Origin of the sequence: Phaeobacter sp. G2, assembly GCA_025163595.1 — a bacterium.
Classification (GTDB): Bacteria; Pseudomonadota; Alphaproteobacteria; order Rhodobacterales; family Rhodobacteraceae; genus Pseudophaeobacter.
The window spans coordinates 1,068,430-1,087,889 of record CP104100.1; the positions used below are offsets into that span (position 1 = coordinate 1,068,430).

Consider the following 19,460-nt stretch of genomic DNA (forward strand, 5'->3'; position numbering starts at 1 on the left):
GATAAGGACGTGGATCACTAGGCTGGGGATCGCTAGGCTGGTGAGCGCTGGTCCAGCGCCTGAAGCTGTGGGCGTGGTAATTTGTCCAGCAGGGCAAAGACCCGGGCGCGGCAGGTTTCTCCGGCCCAGGCGTCGGGGGGGAACCCTGTGGGCAGCACCGGGTGGCGCAGGGCAATTCTGCGCCAGTGGTGCACGATTAGGGTGCGCAGGGTGGCAATCTGCTCTGGTGACAAGTCGGCTGCGGGGGGCGGGATTTTGGCCAGCGCGTCAAGCAGGGACTGGCAGGCTTCGATCAGATCCTGCGGGAACAGCCGGGCCTGCAGCCAGCCGGGCACCGAAAACGCGGAGACCTGTGCCACAAAGAGATCGTCAAGCCCGTCGGGCGCGGGTCCGTAGCCAAGCGCAGTGCGGCGGTTGACCTGGGTGTATTGCGGCAGCAGCAGGGTTTCTTCCAGCGCGCTCTGGCCGCTGCTGTCCTCTGCGATCAGCAGATGCCAGGTCTGTGGCGGCTGCGGGGTGCGGGCGTAGATGCGTGGGGTCACGGCGGCGGATTGATTGCGGCCAAACTCGGTCAGATAATGCACCGAGGCGCGCCCCGAACGGGTGCTTTCGATCCAGCCGTCTTTGCGCAGGCGGTGCAACGCCACCCGGATTGCTTCGGGTTTGATCCCCATCGGAGTGATGATCTGGGTGAGGGTGGTGCCACTGATCTGATCGCCGGGTTTCTGCGCCAGATCGCCAAACAACGAGACGATGATCGACCAGACCCGCAGGTTTTGCAGGTCGGTAAGCTGGGCGATGCTCGCCTGGTAATTCTGAGAAAGTGTTGCTGTCATGGCAACAAGATAGGCATTCCGGGCCAGTTAGACCAGCCCGGAGCGGTACGGCTTTGGCTGTTTCGGCGCCTTAGAAGGCGTTCATGGTCAGCAGTTCATATTCCGCAACTTTTTCATCGTCTTGATTGGTCAGGGTCACATGCCAGCGGACCTCACCATATTCATCGTTGCGGGGGGTCTTTTTCTTGACGCTGAGGCGAACCCTGATGCTGTCGCCCGCCGAAACCGGCTTCATAAAGCGCAGGTTGTCCAGGCCGGTATTGGCCAGCACAGGTCCTTCATTGGGTTCGACAAACAGACCCGCAGCAAAGGAGAGCAGCAGATAGCCATGGGCGACGCGACCGGGGAAGAAGGGGTTCCGCTTGGCGGCGGCGTCATCCATATGAGCATAGAAGGTATCGCCGGTGAATTTGGCAAAATGCTCGATATCCTCCAGCGTCACCTGGCGTGACGGGCTGTTGAGGGTCTCGCCAATCGCCAGTTCGCCAAATTTGCGGGTGAAGGGATGCGCAGGTGCTGCCACTTCGCTACCGCCGGGGACCCATTGTTCGCCAATGGCGGCCAGAATGTCGGGGCTGCCCTGAATGGCGGTGCGCTGCATGTAGTGTTTCACCCCGCGAATACCGCCGAGCTCCTCCCCGCCGCCCGCGCGACCGGGACCACCATGCACCATATGCGGTAGCGGCGAACCATGGCCGGTGCTTTCTTTCATCGAGGCGCGGTTGTTGAAATAGATCCGCCCGTGATAGGCGCCCGATCCCAGGGCAACTTCGCGGGCCACCTCTGGGTCATTGGTGATGCAGGAGGCCACCAGCGAGCCCTCGCCCCGGTTGGCCAGGGTCACGGCATGGTGCAGATCCCGGTAGCCCATGACGGTGGACACCGGGCCAAAGGCTTCGGTGTCATGCACGCGGCTTGCGGCGTCAGGGTTTTCACAGTGGAACAGCATTGGCGGCACAAAGGCACCTTTTTCCGCATCGACGCCAGTCACGGTAAAATCGTCGGGATTGCCGTAAACGCGGGTGGCTTCGGTGGCCAGAATCGCCGCCTTTTCCAAAACATCGCGTTTTTGGCTGTTGGAAACCAGAGCACCCATGCGGGTGCTTTCCAGCCGCGGGTCCCCAATGGTGGTTTTGGCCAGACGGGCCGACAGGGCCTCAATCACCGCCTCAGACTGCGATTCTGGTGTGATGATGCGGCGCACGGCGGTACATTTCTGCCCCGCCTTGGTGGTCATTTCGCGGCTGACTTCTTTGATGAAGAGATCAAATTCCGGCGTGCCGGGGATGGCATCGGGCCCCAGAATGGAGGCGTTCAGGCTGTCTTGCTCCGCCACAAAGCGGATCGAGTTTTCCAAAATGACCGGGTTTTGACGCAGCTTCAGCGCGGTCTGGGCAGAGCCGGTAAAGCTGACCACATCCTGCATGGTCAGATGGTCGAGCATATCGCCGAGACTACCAGACACCAGCTGCAACGCACCGGCGGGCAGGATGCCACTGTCGAGCATCAGCCGCACCGCCAGTTCTGTGACATAGCAGGTGGCTGTCGCGGGTTTCACTATGGCGGGCACCCCGGCCAGCAGGCTGGGGGCGAGCTTTTCCAACATGCCCCAGACCGGGAAGTTGAAGGCGTTGATATGCACCGCAACACCCTGCAAAGGCGTGCAGATATGCTGGCCCAGGAAGGTGCCGTTGCGCGACAGCTGCTCAACCTCGCCATCCAGGTAGACCTTGGCGTCAGGCATTTCGCGCCGCCCCTTGGAGGCAAAGACAAACATGGTGCCGATGCCGCCGTCGATGTCGATCATGTGATCGGACTGGGTGGCGCCGGTTTCAAAGCTCAGATCATAAAGCGCCTGTTTGTGCTGCCCCAGATGCGTCGCCAGCGCTTTGATCATACGGGCGCGGTCATGGAAAGTCAGCGCGCGCAGGGCGGGACCACCGGTGTCGCGGGCATAGGCCAGCATGGCCTGCACATCCAGCGCGTCATTGCCGGCCTGCGCCAGCGGCGCGCCGGTTACGGCGCTGGCGATGTTGCGGGCACCGGCGCCGGGGGCGATCCATTCACCGGCGGCAAAACTTGATACGTCTAGAAGGCTCATGCTCTGTCCTTTTCTTTCCTGATGGGGCGCTGTCGGCGCGGGACCGGACAACGGGCTGAGGCGGGGCCTCGTATTTGCTTTGAATGATATATTGACCGTCCGGTCGGTTTATGCAAGAAATTTGTCAAAGGGATTTCGCAGCTCGCTGGTTCTGACTGGCGCAGGAGCTGTATGAGGGAGAGAGAGATGTCCGAGTCTATTCTGGTTGCGGATCATGGCGCTTGGGTGGAGATCACCCTGAATAGGCCCGATCGGCTCAACAGTTTCAACGATGAGATGCACTATGCGTTGCGCGCCGCGATTGAGGCCGCACGTGATGGTGGCGCGCGGGCGATTCTGCTGACGGGCGCCGGACGCGGATTTTGCGCCGGGCAGGATCTGGGGGATCGCGACCCCAGCAAGATGGATGGCCCGCCGGATCTGGGCAACACGGTACGGACCTTTTACGCGCCGCTGGTGCGACTGATCCGGTCGCTGAACTTTCCGGTTATCTGCGCAGTCAATGGTGTCGCTGCCGGAGCGGGCGCCAATATCGCGCTGGCCTGTGACATGGTCTTTGCCGCTGAAAGCGCCAAGTTTATCCAGTCTTTCTCCAAGGTGGGGTTGATCCCTGACACCGGCGGCAGCTGGCATCTGCCGCGCCTGCTGGGAGAGGCCCGCGCCAAGGGCCTGGCCTTTACCGCCCAGCCCTTGTCCGCCAAACAGGCCGAAGATTGGGGGCTGATCTGGAAGGCGCTGCCGGACGGCGATCTGATGGAAACGGCGCGTGCCATGGCCGCGCAGCTGGGCAATGGCCCTACCCTGGGACTGGGGCTCAGCAAACACTGCATTCAGGATGCCGCCGTTGCCACCTTGGACGCGCATCTGGAGCAAGAGGCCGACGCGATGAAGGCCTGCGGCGAAAGCGCAGATTATGCCGAGGGCGTTTCTTCCTTCCTGGAAAAACGTGCGCCGAAGTTTCAGGGGAAGTGACCATGACCGCCGCCATGACCCCGAAAGAACGGGCCGAGAAATCGGCAGCCTCCATGTGGGCCAGCGACAATGCCTCAAAATGGGCGGGGATGGAAATCACCGCAATTGATGAGGGCAGCGCCACCCTGGAGCTGACGGTGGAACCGCATCACTGCAACGGCCATGGCATTTGCCACGGTGGCGTGACCTTCATGCTGGCCGACAGCGCCTTTGCCTTTGCCTGCAACAGCCGCAACCAATCTACGGTGGCGCAGAGCAATTCCATCACCTTTACCGCCCCCGGCAAACTGGGAGAGCGGCTGATTGCCCGCGCCACAGAGGTCTCTTTGACCGGGCGCAGCGGCATTTATGACGTGACAGTAGAGACCCAAACCGGCCAGATGATCGCTGCCTTTCGCGGGCTTTCCCGCGCGATCAAGGGCCAGTTGTTTGAAGAATAGGTGAGGAGAACACCATGAAAGACCTGTCCCCCAACAAGGCCGACCTCGATGCCATCGAGATTGCCTCGATCGACGAAATTCGCGCCCTGCAACTGGAACGCCTGAAGTGGTCCCTGCGTCACGCCTATGACAATGTGCCCATGTATAAAGAGCGCTTTGATGCGGCGGGCGTCCACCCGGATGACCTGCAACAGCTGTCGGATCTGTCGAAGTTCCCCTTCACCTATAAAAACGACCTGCGCGACAACTACCCTTTTGGCCTGTTTGCCGTCCCGCGCGAACAGATCATCCGCCTGCATGCCTCCTCTGGGACCACGGGCAAGCCCACGGTCGTGGGCTATACCGCCAATGACATCTCCAACTGGGCCGATCTGGTGGCGCGGTCCCTGCGTGCCGCGGGTCTGCGCAAGGGCAATATGGTGCATAATGCCTATGGCTATGGGCTGTTCACGGGTGGCCTTGGCGCCCATTACGGGATTGAACGCCTGGGCGCGACTGTGGTGCCTATGTCTGGTGGCCAGACCGAAAAGCAGGTGGGGTTGATCACTGATTTCCAGCCTGATGGCATCATGGTGACGCCTTCTTATATGCTCAATATCCTTGAGCAGTTTCACAAGGTTGGCCTGGACCCGCGTGACAGCTCGTTGCAGGTCGGCATTTTTGGCGCCGAGCCCTGGACGGATGCCATGCGCCGCGAGGTCGAAACCGCCTTTGATATGCATGCGGTTGATATCTATGGGTTGTCCGAGATCATGGGACCGGGGGTGGCCAGCGAATGCGTTGAAACCAAGGATGGCCCGGTGATCTGGGAGGACCATTTCCTGCCCGAGATCATTGACCCCAAGACTGGCGAAGTGCTGCCCGATGGCGAAATGGGCGAGCTGGTCTTTACCACCCTCACCAAGGAAGGCCTGCCGATGGTGCGCTACCGCACCCGCGATCTGACCCGGCTGTTGCCCGGCACCGCGCGCAGCATGCGGCGGATGGAAAAGATCACTGGTCGCAGTGACGATATGATCATCCTGCGCGGGGTCAATGTCTTCCCCAGCCAGATCGAAGAGCAGCTGATGGCCACGGGTGGTCTGGCGCCGCATTATCAGATCGAGCTGTACAAATCCGGTCGCATGGATGCGATGCGGGTCTTTGTCGAGGCGAACCCGGACGCCACCGATGAGCTGAGCAAAACCGCTGCGGCGCGGATGTTGACCAAACGGATCAAGGATATGGTTGGCGTCTCCACCGAGATCATCGTTGGCGAGCCCGGCGAGGTCGAGCGCAGCCAGGGCAAGGCCAAGCGTGTCATCGACAACCGCGACGCCGATTAATCAGAAAGTGAGTTGAGCCCATGGCCCGCACCATTGCAAAAGATCACGATGAAAAGCGTGCCCAGATTCTAAAATCTGCCGCCAAGGTCTTTGCCGAGGCGGGCTATGATCGCGCCTCGATGACCCAGCTGGCGCGGCAATGCGGGATCTCCAAGGCCAATATCTACCACTATTACGACAGTAAGGAGGCCGTGTTGTTCGGCCTTCTTGATACCTACCTCTGCGAGCTACGCGACCGGGTCTGTGGTGTGGATTTGAACGGGGTCTCCCCCGATGATCGCCTGCGCCGGGTCGTGGCAGAGATCCTGTTGGCCTATCAGGGGGCTGACGACGAACACAAAGTCCAGTCGGGCGCAATGGGCGCGCTGCCGGAAGAGCAGCAAAAATTGCTGCGTGCCTATCAGCGCGAGATGGTGCAGTTCCTCAGCGACACCCTAAAGGCAGTGGCTCCAGAGGTGTTTGAAGAAAACGACGAGAAACTGCGCTCTGCTACCATGTCGGTTTTTGGCATGTTGAACTGGTACTACATGTGGAATTCCGGCGCGGGCTCAGACGCGCGCGAGGACTATGCGGAGCTGGTGGCGACCCTGACCCTGAACGGGGTGCGGGGCTTATAAGAGCGGCGCCCCTTGCGGGTCACGTGTTGGCCCCACCACGTGTGTTGGCGGGGGCACAAAAGGCTTGGGCTGTGTGTTGACCGGCGCTATTCGTCGCGCCCTGGCTCGTTTGGGTCGCTGGAGAACAGAGCGATTTTATTGCCCTGAGGGTCCCGCAGGTAGCACACATAAAAATGCGCGCCATATGCGTCACGAAACCCCGGCTGACCGGCATCAAAGCCCCCTGCCGTCAGCGCGGCCGCGTATAGGTCACGCACCTGGCTTTGGCTGCGCGCCTCAAAGGCGGTCATGGCACCGTTCCCAGCCGAGGCCGGACGCCCGTCAAAGGTTGGTTTGACGTAGAAATCCGGCAGCGCAGCAGCTTGGCCGGGTGGTGCAGGTAGCGCGTAGCTGAGCCCCTCAGCTCCTTCTGTCAGTCTGTAGCCAAGGGCGGGCAGGATCGCGGCGTAAAACCGTTTGGCGCGGGCGATGTCATCTGCCCCGACGGTGACATAGGCAATCATGCTTGGTGGTCCTTTTCAGTGGGGTCGCCAATGTATCGAAACCACTGTAGCAATGGAAAGTCACCATAGAAACCTGTCTCTGGGCGCGCCCAGTTTGCTGCACTGATTGCCTTACTGATTGCCTTACTGATTGCCGCACTGATTGTCATACTGGCAGTCGCTGCAGGGGGCGCAGTCGTTCGGCCTGGACGCCCTTTGGTCAATAAATTGGGCATAAAAAAACCCGCCCTGATTTCTCGGGGCGGGGGCAATTCTGGAAATGGATCGGCTGGGTTTTTAGGCTTCAACCGGTGGGATCAAGCCGACGATGTCATAGGTCTGGCGCAGGATCGGCGCGGTGATGGCGCGGGCGCGCTCAGAGCCGCGGGTGAGGATCTTGTCGATCTCATCGGGGTGTTGCATCAGCCGGGCCATCTCGGTGGAGATCGGTGCCAGTTTGGCCACCGCCAGATCCACCAGCATGGGTTTGAATTCCGAAAACTGTTTGCCGCCGACATCCGCCAGCACCTGATCGACGCTCTGTTCGTTCAGGGCTGCATAGATATTGACCAGATTGCGGGCCTCGGGGCGTTCTTCCAGGCCCTTGGCCTCGGAGGGCAGCGCATCCGGGTCGGTCTTGGCCTTGCGGATCTTTTTGGCAATCGCCTCGGCATCGTCTGTCATGTTGATACGGCTGGCATCCGAGGCGTCGGATTTAGACATCTTTTTGGAGCCATCGCGCAGGGACATCACGCGGGTGGCAGCGCCTTCGATCACCGGTTCGGTGAGCGGGAAAAAATCGACGCCATAGTCGTGATTGAATTTGGTTGCGATGTCGCGTGTCAGTTCAAGGTGCTGTTTCTGATCCTCACCAACCGGCACATGGGTGGCGTGGTAGATCAGGATGTCGGCTGCCATCAGCGAGGGGTAGGCGAGCAGGCCAAGGGAGGCGTTTTGCGCGTTCTTGCCTGCTTTGTCCTTGAACTGGGTCATCCGCTGCATCCAGCCCATCCGGGCGACACAGTTGAAGATCCAGGCCAGTTGCGCGTGTTCGGGCACCTGGCTTTGGTTGATCAGGATGGATTTTTCAGGGTCGATACCTGCAGCAATGAACCCGGCGCAGAGCTCTCGGGTGGCTTGGCGCAGGTTGCTGGGATCTTGCCAGACGGTGATCGCGTGCAGGTCAACCATGCAGTAGATGCTTTCCACATCGCGGTCCTGCCAATCGACAAAGCGCTTTAGGGCGCCAAGGTAGTTGCCCAGGTGCAGGTTGCCGGAAGGCTGAATGCCGGAAAAGACGCGCGGCGTAAATGTCGTATCGCTCATGGGGCGAAACTCCCGTCTGGAATTATGATCCCTAGTCGCTTACCCATGGGCCAGGGCAGCGTCAACCGGGCAGCGCCCATGGGCGGGCTGTGCAGGGGCTGTATCTGCCACAAATGAACCGTGACAGGCCAACGTAACAGGCCAAGGAGTACGACAAGCTATGAGTGACGATCCAAATATCTCTCCCGTCAACCCATTGCCGCCGGCAGTGGTGGCGCTGGTTCTGGTGATTATGGGGATCGAGGCGGCGTTTTCGCTGGGGATGCGGGGCATCATTGGTGGGCCTGAGGCCATTGGCTGGCGGCTGGAGGCCTTTCAGTCTTATGCGTTTTCTTCAGAAATCTTCTGGTGGATGGTCGAGACCGGGCAATGGCCGGCCGAGCATCTGATCCGGTTCTTGTCTTATACCTTTGTGCATGGCGCCTTTACCCATGCGCTGTTTGTCTGTGTCTTTGTGCTGGCGATGGGCAAGATGGTGGGTGAGGTCATGGGCGATCTGGTGATGGTCATCATCTTTATGGCCTCTGCTGTGGGCGGTGCGGTTGGATATGCGGTGCTGATCAATGGCGCGGTGCCGTTGATCGGGGGCTTCCCGGCGGTCTATGGCTTGATCGGTGCCTTTACCTATATTCTGTGGCGGCAATTGTCCCTTGTGGGCGCGCAGCAAAGCCGTGCCTTTTCGCTGATTGCCTTTTTGATGGGGATCCAGCTGCTGTTTGGCCTGCTGTTTGGCGGCCAAAAGGACTGGGTTGCCGATCTATGTGGCTTTGCCACCGGATTTGGATTGTCGTTCTTTCTGGCCCCTGGCGGCTGGGCGCGTATCCGCAGCAATATCCGTCGCGACTAGCAACCAAAGGGGGGGCTCCCGCCCGTCTCGCAGCATCAAGTTGCTGCATCCCGTTGGGCCGGGCGCCGCGCTGACGCGCGGCGCGGTTGCGCAGGTGGCTGGCGAGGGGCCGGCTTGCGAGCGGGGCCGCAGGACGTGTGGCCCTAACCCTTGCTGCGACGCAGGCTGGATTTGAAATCTGACAGCCGGAAGGCACCGATACTGGCACCAATCGCAAAATAGCCGCAGATGCCGATCAGGACCAATAGCGCCAGCGCCGGATAGCGGATGCCGGCGCTGAACAGCCAGGGCTCCAGTGCCTGGGCAGCGCCCCAGAGCAGCCCTCCCATCAGCAGGGCCGCCACCAGAATCCGCCAGATCCGCTGTTTAAACCTTGCATCAAACTGTGCACTTTGCCCCATATCTTTGGTGCCGCGCGCCAGTTGCCAGACCATGGCCCAGCCCGCAACCGTGGTGCCGATGGCGGCCCCGATGAAGCCAAGCAGCGCCGCGCCTGCAATGGCCACCAGGGCGTTGACCACCATCGCGTTCAGCGCAAAGCGGAACGGGGTTCGGGTGTCTTCGCGGGCAAAATAGAGCGGTTGCAGCACCTTTTGCAGCACAAAGGCAGGCAAGCCTAACCCGTAGATGGCGACCGCAAGGGCCGTGGCCTGGCTATCCGTGAAGGCAAAGGCGCCGCGCTCAAACAGTACCGAGACAAGCGGCAGGGGAATGGCCACCAGCGCGATGGCAGAGGGAATGGTCAGCGCCAGAGAAATCTCACCGGCGCGGCTGAAGGCGTGTTGCGCGCCTGCCGCATCCTCGGCGGCCAATCGGCGGGACAGATCTGGCAGCAGGACGATACCCACTGCAATGCCCACCACGCCCAGAGGCAGCTGATACAGCCGGTCCGCATAGCTAAGCCAGGCAATTGCCCCGTCAAAGAAGCTGGCGACCTGACGCCCGACCAGCAGGTTGATCTGCACCACCCCCCCGGCCAGCATTGCAGGTGCCGCAATCACTGCCAGACGTTTCAGGTCCGGGGTGAGTTGTGGCCGACGCGGGGTCAGGCGATAGCCCGCCCGACTGGCAGCGACCCAGACCAGGGCCATCTGCGCGACCCCGGCTAAAAGCGTGGCCCAGACCAGTAACGTCCCCTGGGAAAATCCAGGCAAATCAGGGCGGCTGGCAGGAAGGTAGGCATCCAGCAGACCGCTTTCGCCGAGTAACAACGCGCCAACCAGCACGATGTTGAGCAAGACCGGAGCCGCTGCTGCAGCAGCAAAACGCCCCGAGGCATTGAGCACCCCCGAGAGCAGCGCCGCCAGCGAGATAAACAGAATATAGGCAAAGGTGATGCGGCCAAAATCAACCGTCAGATCAAAACGCGCATCATTGCGAAAACCGCTGGCCATGGCCAGAACCAGCCAGGGCATTACCAGCTGTGCCAACAGGGTAAAGACGATCAGAACCGTCGCCAGGCCGGTCAGCGCATCGCGGGCAAAGCCGACGGGATCGTCGTTCTTTTGCAGCTTTTTGGAAAACAGCGGCACAAAGGCGGTGTTGAACGCGCCCTCGGCAAAGAAGCGGCGGAACATATTGGGCAGGCTAAAGGCCACCAAAAAGGCCTCGGCCACGGGGCCGGTGCCCAGGAAGCTGGCAATCATGATATCGCGGGCAAAGCCCAAGATCCGGCTGGCCAGGGTCCAAAAGCCAACCGTCATAAAGCCCGACAGCAATTTTACCGGCTTCATGATCGCGCCCGTTTAGACCCTTCGGAGATCGCCTCGCGCAGTTTGCGTTCCAGGAAATCCTGTTTTGATTTTGTGTGGTATTTCAAGCCAAACATATCCTTGACGTAGAAGGTATCCACCACCTGTTCACCATAGGTCGCGATCACCGCATTGGCGATATAGACATTGGCTCCGGCCAGTGTGCGGGTCAGATCATACAGCAGCCCGGTGCGGTCGCGGGTGTCGACCTCGATGATGGTGTAGATCTCGGAGCCCTCATTATCAAAGGTGATATGGGTGGGGACCTTAAAGGCCTTTTCGCGCTTTTTAAACTTGGCGCGGGACTCCAGCGCCTCACCGGTCATCACCTCTCCATTGAGGGTCTTCAGGATCATCTGGGTCAGTCGCGGCAGCCGCGAGGCCTCAAACGGATGCTCATCCGCATCCTGGATCCAGAAGGCATCGGTCACATATCCGTCCTTGGTGGTGTAGCTGCGGGCATCGACCACATTGGCCCCGACCAAAGCCAGGGCGCCGGACAACCGGGCAAAAATCCCGGGATGGTCGGCCATGACAAAACAGGCACGGGTGGCGTCGCGATCATCGTCCGGATGCAGGCGAATACCCACCTCACTGGCATCGTTTTTTGCCTCAAGCTCTTTCAGCATTTCAGCAAAATCCACATGGGCGGTAACATGAAGCCCCTGCCAATAGGGGTCATAGTGGCGCCCGGTTTCGCGTTTGAGATCGGTCTTGGACCAGTCGGACAGGGCGGCGCGCAGGGCCTTTTTGCCGGCGGCACCACGGTGCTCGCGGTTGAGCGCCTCCATGCCATTTTCCAGCGCTTCGCGGGTCTGGTTGTAGAGCGCACGCAGCAACGCGGCTTTCCAGTTGTTCCAGGTGTCCGGGCCTACACCGCGAATGTCGCAGACCGTCAGCAGCAAGAGCAGATCCAGCCGCTTGACCGATTGCACCGCCTTGGCAAAGCCCCGCACGGTGCGCGGGTCGGCGATATCGCGTTTCTGCGCCATATCCGACATCAAGAGGTGATTGCGCACCAGCCACTCCACCGTTTCGCTGTCCACCTTGTTGAGACCGAGCCGCGGGGCCACCTTGCGGGCGATCTGCGCCCCCAGAATGGAATGATCCAGCTCACGTCCCTTACCGATGTCATGCAGCAGCATGGCAACCAACAGGACCTTGCGGTTGATCCCCTTGTGGATCACTTCCGACGACAGGGGCAGCTCTTCTTCCAGCTCGCCCTTCTCGATGGCGGTGAGGTTAGAGATCACCTGAATGGTGTGCTCATCCACGGTGTAGGAGTGATACATGTTGAACTGCATCATCGCCACGATGGGTTCAAATTCGGGGATAAAGGCAGAGAGCACGCCAAGCTCGTTCATCCGGCGCAGGGCGCGTTCCGGGTTGCCATGTTTCAACAACAGATCAAGGAAGATCCGCCGGGCTTCCTTGTTGTTGCGCATATCGTCGTCGATCAGATCCAGATTGGCGGTGACCAGCCGCATGGCATCCGGGTGGATCAACATGCCGGTGCGCAGCGCCTCTTCAAAGATCCTCAACAGGTTCAACTTGTTGTTGAGAAAGGCCTCTGGGTCATTCACATCCAGCCGGTTGTGAATGACTTTGTAATCCGATTTCACCTTGGGGCGTCGGCGGAAGATCCGCTCCAGCAGGGGTGCGTCTTTTTGCTGACTGGCCTCAAGCTTGGTCAGCAGGATCCGGGTGATATCGCCCACGGTTGTGGCATGGCGGAAATACTCCTGCATGAAGATTTCAACGCCGCGCCGACCGGCGCGATCCTTGTAGCCCATGCGGCTTGCGACCTCGACCTGCAAATCAAAGTTGAGCTGCTCGGTCGGGCGCTTGGTGGCCAGATGCAGATGCGAACGCACCGCCCACAGGAAGTTGGCCGCAGTGGAAAACGTTTCGAGCTCTTCCGGGGAGAAAAGGCCCAGGGGGACCAGATCAGCGACGTCCTGCACCTGATAGACATATTTGGCGATCCAGTAGAGCGATTGCAGATCACGCAACCCGCCTTTGCCCTCTTTCACGTTGGGCTCAACCATATAGCGCTGGCCCTGTTTGGAATGACGGTCGTCGCGCTCGGTCAGTTTTGCTTCGATGAAATCATGGGCGTCGCGGGAAAACAGCTCGCTGCGCAGACGGGTTTCCAGCTCATCTGCCAGATCGCGGTCGCCGGTAAGGAATCGCTGCTCCAGCATGGCGGTGCGGATGGTGTAATCTTCCGTCCCAAGCCGGATGCAGTCCTTTATCGTCCGGCTGGAGTGTCCCACCTTGAGCCGCAGATCCCAGAGGATATAGAGCATCGATTCAATGAGGCTCTCAGCCCAGGCGGTGATCTTGTAGGGGGTAAGGAACATCAGATCGACGTCGGAAAACGGTGCCATCTCGCCGCGGCCATAGCCCCCCACCGCGATGAGGGCGATCCGTTCACCCGATGTCGGGGTGCCCACGGGATGCAGATAAGTGGTGGCCACATGGAAGGCCGTCAGCACCAGCCCATCGGTCAGATAGCTGTAGGATTTTGTCAGGGCGCGGGCAGAAAAAGGGGCCTCGGCAAAGGCCGCTGCAATGATGGCGCGGCCCTGCTGATTGGCCTCACGCAGCAGGGCAACGGCTTCGCCGCGCAGGGCGTCTGGCGCAACCTCTTTGGCAAGGGTTGCAAGCTGGGCCTGGACCTCAGCGAAGTCAAAAATAGCGGTAGCATCACAAATCAGCCCAGAGCCAAAGGGAGCTATGGGCTGATCTTGATGGGCCGTCCGGGCAGGATCAGGATCCTGCGCCGGGGAAGCTGCTGGGGGCTGCGTCAATGATGACTACCTTCTGTTCTTGAATCGTTGCAATGGCCAGGCCGCGGTCATTGGTGCCATCAGGGCGCAGACGGAAGATACCGCCGGTGCCGTGGAACCCTGCACCCTGTGTCAGCGCTGCCGCTGTCAGAGCATCCGCTTTGCCAGCGCCGACCAGCGCGCCAATTGCGGCGATCCCATCATAAGCCAGCCCACCAATGGAATGGGGCGCATTGCCATAGGTCGCCTCGTAGCGATCGCGGAAGCCACGGGCCTTGCCGGGATCCGGCATGGCGAACCAGCTGCCCTGAACCCCCGGCAGCGCCAGGGTCTGGGCGGGAACATCCCAGCGGGTCAGGCCAATGTATTGCACGTCGGTGGGTTTGACCCCGGCTTCGGGCAGCAATTGAGTCAGCAGTGGCAGGGCGCCGGCCGTGGTGGCGGTCAAGAACAGCGCATCCACGCCGCCGCTGCCTGTCGCAGAGCGGATTTGTGGAATGGCGTTGATGACGCCTTTTTGTGACAGCTCGTAGCCAATGCTGCCGGAAACATTCACACCGGACTGGGCCGCAGCGTTGCGGATCGCAGCTTGTCCTGCCAGCCCCGAGGCATTGTTGCCGCCTGCAATCAGGATATTGTTTTTGCCCTGGGACTTGGCATAGGCGGTCAGGCGGCGGGCGGTGTTGTCATAGGTTGGCCCCAGAATGAAGACGTTGCCGCCCGCGATCGAGGTGGTGTTGGAAAAGGCCAGAACATTGACGCCCTTGCGGGCGGCGGCGATGCCAGCAGCATTGGCGGCTTCGGCATAAACCGGGCCCAGAATGATCCGGGCGCCACCATTCACCGCCTCTGTGGCGGCGGCGGCGGCACGGGTCGGATCGCCGGCCGTGTCATAGATGCGCAGGTCAATCTGCACGCCCTGCAGATCCGCGATCGCCAGACGGGCAGCGTTTTCCAGGCTTTGCGCCAGCACCGAGTCGCCAGACTGGGCGGAACCGCGCGGCACCAGCAGCGCGACGGGAACGGGTTTAGACGTATTGATTGTGGGTCCGCCGCCGATCGCAATCGGATCGCAGGCGGCCAGTGCAAATGTGGAAATCGCGGCGATTGCAGACAAAGTTGCCTTGCGGGCCCGCTTGAAAACAGCAAACATAATAGACTTGTAACTCCCCTTGTCCGGCGCTTGTGCACCGTGTTGGTTCCGGGGGGATAATAAACGACCAAAAAGGCGGGTCCAGCGTGAATCATCAGATCGTCAATTTGTTGCCGGGACTGTATTTTGTGGCAACACCTCTGGGCACGGCGCGCGACATCACGCTGCGGGCGCTGGATGTGCTGGCCTCGGCAGATCTGATCGCCGCCGAAGACACCCGGTCACTGCGCCGTCTGATGGAAATCCACGGCGTGCCGCTGGGTGAGCGCCATGTCATTGCCTACCATGACCATAGCGGAGTGGGTGCACGCGGCAAATTGCTGGCCGCATTGGCGGCCGGAAAATCGGTTGCCTATGCCTCCGAAGCGGGCATGCCACTGATCGCCGATCCTGGATATGGCCTGTCCAAAGCCGCCGCGGAGGCGGGACATCTGGTGACGTCTGCGCCCGGAGCCACAGCTGTGACCACGGCGCTGGCGCTGGCGGGTCTGCCGACAGATGCGTTCTTTTTTGCGGGCTTTTTACCCAATGCCAGCGGGGCCCGGCGCAAACGGCTGGAAGAGGTCGCGGCGATTCCCGGCACTCTGGCCTTTTACGAATCCCCCAAACGGATCGCCGCCTCGGTTGCGGATATGGCGGAAGTACTGGGCAATCGCCCGGCGGCCCTGTGCCGCGAGCTGACCAAGAAATTCGAAGAGGTGCGGCGCCTGCCCTTGGCCGATCTGGCCGCCAGCCTGGTGGATCACCCGGTGAAGGGCGAAATTGTCGTGCTGGTGGATCGGGCCTCGCAGGTGGTCGTAAGCGACGGTGACATCGAAAGCGATCTGCGGGCCGCTCTGGTCGATAACTCGGTTAAAGATGCCGCCGCCATAGTCTCGGAGGCCCATGAAATGCCGCGTCGCAAGGTCTACCAGTTGGCGCTGAAACTGGCGAAAGAGAGCTAAGATGCCCAAGCCGCCTGCCTCTACCGGATTGCGCGCGCATCTTGCGGGGGCTGCGGCAGAGGACCAGGCGGCGCGCGCCTATGAGGCGCTGGGTTATGCGCTGGTTGAACAGCGCTGGCGCGGGGCCGCCGGAGAGATCGACCTGATCCTGCGCAGGGGCGCGCTGCTGGTCTTTGCCGAGGTCAAGACCGGCCCCAGCTATGCGGCGGCACTTGCGAGAATCACGCCCCGGCAAATGCGTCGGGTGCAGGCCTCAGCCGCCTTGTTTCTGGATCAGCAACCTGAGGGCGCCTTGAGCGAGGCGCGCATTGATGTGGTGCTGGTCTTTGGCACAGGCGAGGTCGAGATCCTGGAAAACGCCTATGGTCAGGGCTGATCCTGGTCGCAGCAATTTGAACAAGGCATATTGAACCTCGCCCCCGGCTGCGCCATCTATGGCGAAAGCAAAAGGGAACCTGCCATGAAAATTGCCTTCCAGATGGACCCGATTATGGGTGTGGACATCAACGCTGACAGCAGCTTTCGCCTGGCGGAAGAGGCCCAGGCGCGGGGCCATGAGCTGTTTTTCTACCTGCCCGATCAACTGGCCTATCAGGAGGGCAAGATCACCGCACGCGGCCAGGACATGACCGTGCAGCGGGTGGCTGGGACGCCCGCTATCTTGGGGGAGATGCGCGAAGTTGATCTGGCCGAGTTTGACGTGATCTGGCTGCGTCAGGATCCGCCTTTTGACATGCATTACATCACTTTGACGCATCTTCTGGACCGGCTGAAAGACGACTGCCTGGTGGTGAATGATCCCTTCTGGGTGCGTAACTATCCGGAAAAACTGCTGGTTCTGGACTTCCCCGACCTGACCCCGCCCACGGCCATTGCCCGGGATCTGGACACCATCAAGGCCTTCAAGGCCAAGCATGGCGATGTGATCTTGAAACCGCTTTATGGAAATGGCGGCGCCGGGGTGTTCCGGTTGGATGCCAATGACCGCAACCTGACCTCATTGCATGAGCTGTTCACCGGCTTTAGCCGCGAGCCACTGATCGTGCAGAAGTTCCTGCCCGATGTCAGCAATGGCGACAAACGGGTGATCCTGGTGGACGGCGAACCTGTCGGGGCGATCAACCGGGTGCCTGCGGCGGGCGAAACCCGCTCGAACATGCATGTGGGGGGACGCCCTGAAAAGGTCGGCCTGACCGAGCGCGATCTGGAAATTTGTGCCGCAATCGGGCCGCTGTTGAAAGAAAAGGGCCAGATCTTTGTCGGTATCGACGTGATTGGCGACTACCTGACCGAAATCAACGTGACCTCCCCCACCGGCATCCAGGAGTTGGAGCGCTTTGACGGGGTGAATATCGCCGAGAAGATCTGGCAGGCCATTGAGGCCAAAATCAGCTGATGAGCTGGCAGCGCCGGGCCATCAATACATGGATGCGCTATGGGTTGAAGCCGGTGCTGGAGCGGGCTGGACACCCCGATATGGCGCGGCGCAGCTTTGAGTGCCTGGCACCTGTGCTCAGCCCGGCGCTGCCGCTGATCCGGTTTCAGCGCCGCCCGGGGCCTGTGCCGCTTTATTTGCTCTCGCAGGGCAAGTGCCAGCCGGGGCGGGTTATTCTGTTTCTGCATGGCGGTGCCTATCTGGCCGGCAGTGCGCGCAGCTATCAGGGGATGTTGTCGCGCCTGTCCCGTGCCTCTGCGACAGAGATCCTGGTCCCGGACTATCGTCTGCTGCAGCAAGCGCCGTTCCCCGCCGCCTTTGACGACGCGCTGGCCTGTTGGCACCATCTGCGCCGCAGCGGATATGCTGCCCGTGATATCCTATTGGCCGGTGATAGTGCTGGGGGCGGCCTGGCACTGTCCCTGTTTGCGCATCTTCTGTCGGAGCAGGAGCCAAAGCAGGAGCGCCCTGCCGGGCTGGTGGCGTTTTCGCCCTGGTGCGATCTAACCCTGAGCGGTGCCAGCGTTCAGGGCAACCGCCACCGGGATGCCATCATACCCACGGCACGGATGCAGGAGGCGGTTGATCTTTACCTGGGCGGTGCCGAACCGACAGATGCGCGGGCCTCACCATTGTTTGCCGATTTTCCAAACCCGCCGCCGGTGCTGATCCAGGTTGGCGATGGCGAAGTGCTGCGATCCGATGCGGATCGCATGGCTGCGCGGCTGCTGGCAGCAGGCGGTGAGGTGCATTTGAAGGTCTGGAAGGATGTGCCCCATGTCTGGCAGTTTTTGGCAGGCATCCTGCCCGAAGGCCAGGCGGCGCTGGAGGAGGCCGCAGTTTTTGTGCGTACAGCCTTTGCCACAGCCTCAGCTGAGTAACGGCAGGCGAAAGCTCAGGGCCTCGGCCAGATGTGGGCGTTCAACCTGGTCACAACAGGCAAGGTCGGCAATGGTGCGGGCAACGCGCATCACCCGGTGATAGCCACGCGCCGAGAGGCCGAATTGTTCAGCGGCGCGCTGCAACAGCTGGCGGCTAGTGTCGGTCAATGCGGTGGCCTGCTCCAGTACCGCGCCTTCGGCATCCGCATTCAGCCAGACCTCGGGCAGGTCGCGATAGCGCGCCGTCTGGATTTCACGGGCGATGGCCACCCGCTGCGCCGCTTCGGGGGAGCCCTCATCCGCGGCGGGCAGATCCAGATCTGTATAGGCCACGGGCGGCACTTCGATACGCAGGTCAAATCGGTCCAGCATTGGGCCGGAAATGCGCCCCAGATAGTCCTCGCCACAGCCCGGTGCCCGGGCGCAGGCGCGGGCGGCATCGGCCAGATAGCCGCATTTGCAGGGGTTGGCCGCCGCCACCAGCATAAACCGGCTGGGGTAGCGGATATGGGCATTGGCCCTGGCAATCATCACCTCGCCGGACTCCAGCGGCTGGCGCAGGGTTTCCAGCACCGCGCGGTTGAACTCGGGCAATTCATCCAGAAACAACACGCCGTTGTGGGCCAGGCTGATTTCACCGGGTTGCGCCCGCCTGCCGCCACCAACGATAGCTGCCATCGAGGCAGTATGATGGGGTTCACGAAAGGGGCGGCTGCGATTGATGCCGCCTTCGTCGATGAGGCCACAGAGGGAGTGGATCATCGCGGTTTCCAGCGCCTCAGCTGGGGTGAGCGGCGGCAGGATCGAGGGCAGCCGGGCCGCCAGCATGGACTTCCCGGAGCCGGGCGGGCCGACAAGCAGCAGGTGATGGCGTCCGGCGGCGGCGATTTCCAGGGCGCGTTTGGCTTGTTCCTGACCCTTGATGTCGCGCAGATCGCGCCGAATGGGATCGCTGCGCATCTCTCCGGGGCGGGCCGGGGCGAGCGGCATCTCGCCGGTAAAATGGCGCACCACTTCGGTCAGGCTGGCCGCGCCTATGACCAGCGCATCACCGGCCCAGGCGGCCTCCGCCGCCGAGACTTTGGGGCAGAGCAGATGCCGGTCGGTGGCAGCGGCCCCCATTGCGGCGGGCAGGGCACCGGTGACAGGCATCAGCATGCCATCCAGGGACAGCTCTCCCAAGGCGACGGTTTGCGCCACCGCGTCCGGCGGGATGAGACCAATGGCAGCGAGCAGCGCCAGGGCGATGGGAAGATCAAAATGGCTGCCTTCCTTGGGTAGATCCGCAGGCGACAGGTTGACCGTTATCCGCTTGGCCGGCAGGGCAATCGACATGGAAGCAAAGGCAGCGCGCACCCGTTCACGGGCTTCTGATACCGCCTTATCCGGCAGGCCGACGATGGCAAAGGCAGGCAGGCCAGCCACCAGGGAGCATTGCACCTCGACGGGGCGTGCATCTATGCCGTGAAAGGCAACTGTGTTTGCACGGCTGATCATGCCACTCCATTCCCTTGATCAAACAAGGAAAAATCATAGCCTCCGTGGTATCGGAGTCTGC

At 61.2% G+C, this 19,460-nt stretch carries 17 protein-coding genes; 9 read left to right on the forward strand and 8 right to left on the reverse strand.

Annotation, left to right across the window (positions count from 1 at the left end):
* Positions 1-32: 32 nt before the first annotated feature.
* Both N1037_05230 and paaZ read right to left on the reverse strand, forming a co-directional pair.
* Positions 33-836: a PaaX family transcriptional regulator gene (locus N1037_05230; GenBank protein ID UWS80427.1), complete on the reverse strand. Its 804-nt coding sequence runs from the start codon at positions 834-836 to the stop codon at positions 33-35.
* A 70-nt stretch (positions 837-906) separates the two neighbouring features.
* Positions 907-2,937: a phenylacetic acid degradation bifunctional protein PaaZ gene (gene paaZ, locus N1037_05235; protein UWS80428.1), complete on the reverse strand. Its 2,031-nt coding sequence runs from the start codon at positions 2,935-2,937 to the stop codon at positions 907-909.
* A 186-nt stretch (positions 2,938-3,123) separates the two neighbouring features.
* Here paaZ and paaG point away from each other — a divergent pair, with 186 nt between their 5' ends.
* From paaG to N1037_05255, 4 genes are read left to right on the forward strand one after another with little or no spacing between them, the layout of a single operon-like run.
* Positions 3,124-3,909 (forward strand): 2-(1,2-epoxy-1,2-dihydrophenyl)acetyl-CoA isomerase PaaG, encoded by a 786-nt coding sequence (paaG, locus tag N1037_05240; GenBank protein UWS80429.1) that lies wholly within the window; start codon positions 3,124-3,126, stop codon positions 3,907-3,909.
* 14 nt (positions 3,910-3,923) lie between these two features.
* Positions 3,924-4,349: a hydroxyphenylacetyl-CoA thioesterase PaaI gene (gene paaI, locus N1037_05245; GenBank protein ID UWS81312.1), complete on the forward strand. Its 426-nt coding sequence runs from the start codon at positions 3,924-3,926 to the stop codon at positions 4,347-4,349.
* Positions 4,350-4,363: 14 nt separating this feature from the next.
* On the forward strand, positions 4,364-5,674 hold the full coding sequence (gene paaF, locus N1037_05250; protein UWS80430.1) for a phenylacetate--CoA ligase: 1,311 nt from the start codon (positions 4,364-4,366) through the stop codon (positions 5,672-5,674).
* Positions 5,675-5,694: 20 nt separating this feature from the next.
* On the forward strand, positions 5,695-6,291 hold the full coding sequence (locus tag N1037_05255) for a TetR/AcrR family transcriptional regulator (protein UWS80431.1): 597 nt from the start codon (positions 5,695-5,697) through the stop codon (positions 6,289-6,291).
* Positions 6,292-6,377: 86 nt separating this feature from the next.
* Here the strand turns inward: N1037_05255 and N1037_05260 are convergent, their stop codons facing one another.
* Both N1037_05260 and trpS read right to left on the reverse strand, forming a co-directional pair.
* Positions 6,378-6,794, reverse strand: coding sequence for a VOC family protein (locus N1037_05260; GenBank protein UWS80432.1), 417 nt, complete (start codon positions 6,792-6,794; stop codon positions 6,378-6,380).
* Positions 6,795-7,070: 276 nt separating this feature from the next.
* On the reverse strand, positions 7,071-8,099 hold the full coding sequence (gene trpS / locus N1037_05265) for a tryptophan--tRNA ligase (protein ID UWS80433.1): 1,029 nt from the start codon (positions 8,097-8,099) through the stop codon (positions 7,071-7,073).
* A gap of 160 nt (positions 8,100-8,259) precedes the next feature.
* Between trpS and N1037_05270 the strand changes: the two genes are divergently transcribed.
* Positions 8,260-8,946 (forward strand): rhomboid family intramembrane serine protease, encoded by a 687-nt coding sequence (locus tag N1037_05270; GenBank protein ID UWS80434.1) that lies wholly within the window; start codon positions 8,260-8,262, stop codon positions 8,944-8,946.
* Positions 8,947-9,089: 143 nt separating this feature from the next.
* Here N1037_05270 and murJ read toward each other — a convergent pair whose 3' ends face one another.
* From murJ to N1037_05285, 3 genes are read right to left on the reverse strand one after another with little or no spacing between them, the layout of a single operon-like run.
* On the reverse strand, positions 9,090-10,679 hold the full coding sequence (murJ, locus tag N1037_05275; GenBank protein UWS80435.1) for a murein biosynthesis integral membrane protein MurJ: 1,590 nt from the start codon (positions 10,677-10,679) through the stop codon (positions 9,090-9,092).
* Positions 10,676-13,510 carry a [protein-PII] uridylyltransferase gene (locus N1037_05280; GenBank protein ID UWS80436.1) on the reverse strand — a complete coding sequence of 945 codons (2,835 nt, stop codon included), beginning with the start codon at positions 13,508-13,510 and terminating at the stop codon, positions 10,676-10,678. Before N1037_05280 ends, murJ begins: the two co-directional genes overlap by 4 nt.
* The gene (locus N1037_05285; protein ID UWS80437.1) at positions 13,470-14,642 is read right to left on the reverse strand and encodes a penicillin-binding protein activator; all 1,173 of its coding nucleotides are present in this window, start codon (positions 14,640-14,642) and stop codon (positions 13,470-13,472) included. The genes N1037_05280 and N1037_05285 overlap by 41 nt, the downstream gene beginning before the upstream one ends.
* Positions 14,643-14,728: 86 nt before the next feature.
* Between N1037_05285 and rsmI the strand changes: the two genes are divergently transcribed.
* From rsmI to N1037_05305, 4 genes are all read left to right on the forward strand, one after another.
* Positions 14,729-15,586, forward strand: a complete 858-nt coding sequence (gene rsmI, locus N1037_05290; protein UWS80438.1) for a 16S rRNA (cytidine(1402)-2'-O)-methyltransferase — start codon at positions 14,729-14,731, stop codon at positions 15,584-15,586.
* A gap of 1 nt (position 15,587) precedes the next feature.
* Positions 15,588-15,962 (forward strand): YraN family protein, encoded by a 375-nt coding sequence (locus N1037_05295; GenBank protein UWS80439.1) that lies wholly within the window; start codon positions 15,588-15,590, stop codon positions 15,960-15,962.
* Positions 15,963-16,046: 84 nt separating this feature from the next.
* Positions 16,047-16,982 (forward strand): glutathione synthase, encoded by a 936-nt coding sequence (gene gshB / locus N1037_05300; GenBank protein ID UWS80440.1) that lies wholly within the window; start codon positions 16,047-16,049, stop codon positions 16,980-16,982.
* The gene (locus tag N1037_05305; protein UWS80441.1) at positions 16,982-17,902 is read left to right on the forward strand and encodes an alpha/beta hydrolase; all 921 of its coding nucleotides are present in this window, start codon (positions 16,982-16,984) and stop codon (positions 17,900-17,902) included. The genes gshB and N1037_05305 overlap by 1 nt, the downstream gene beginning before the upstream one ends.
* Here N1037_05305 and N1037_05310 read toward each other — a convergent pair.
* A complete protein-coding gene (locus N1037_05310; GenBank protein ID UWS80442.1) occupies positions 17,891-19,399 on the reverse strand; it encodes a YifB family Mg chelatase-like AAA ATPase in 1,509 nt (502 codons plus the stop codon). The genes N1037_05305 and N1037_05310 overlap by 12 nt on opposite strands.
* Between the last annotated feature and the right edge of the window lie 61 nt (positions 19,400-19,460).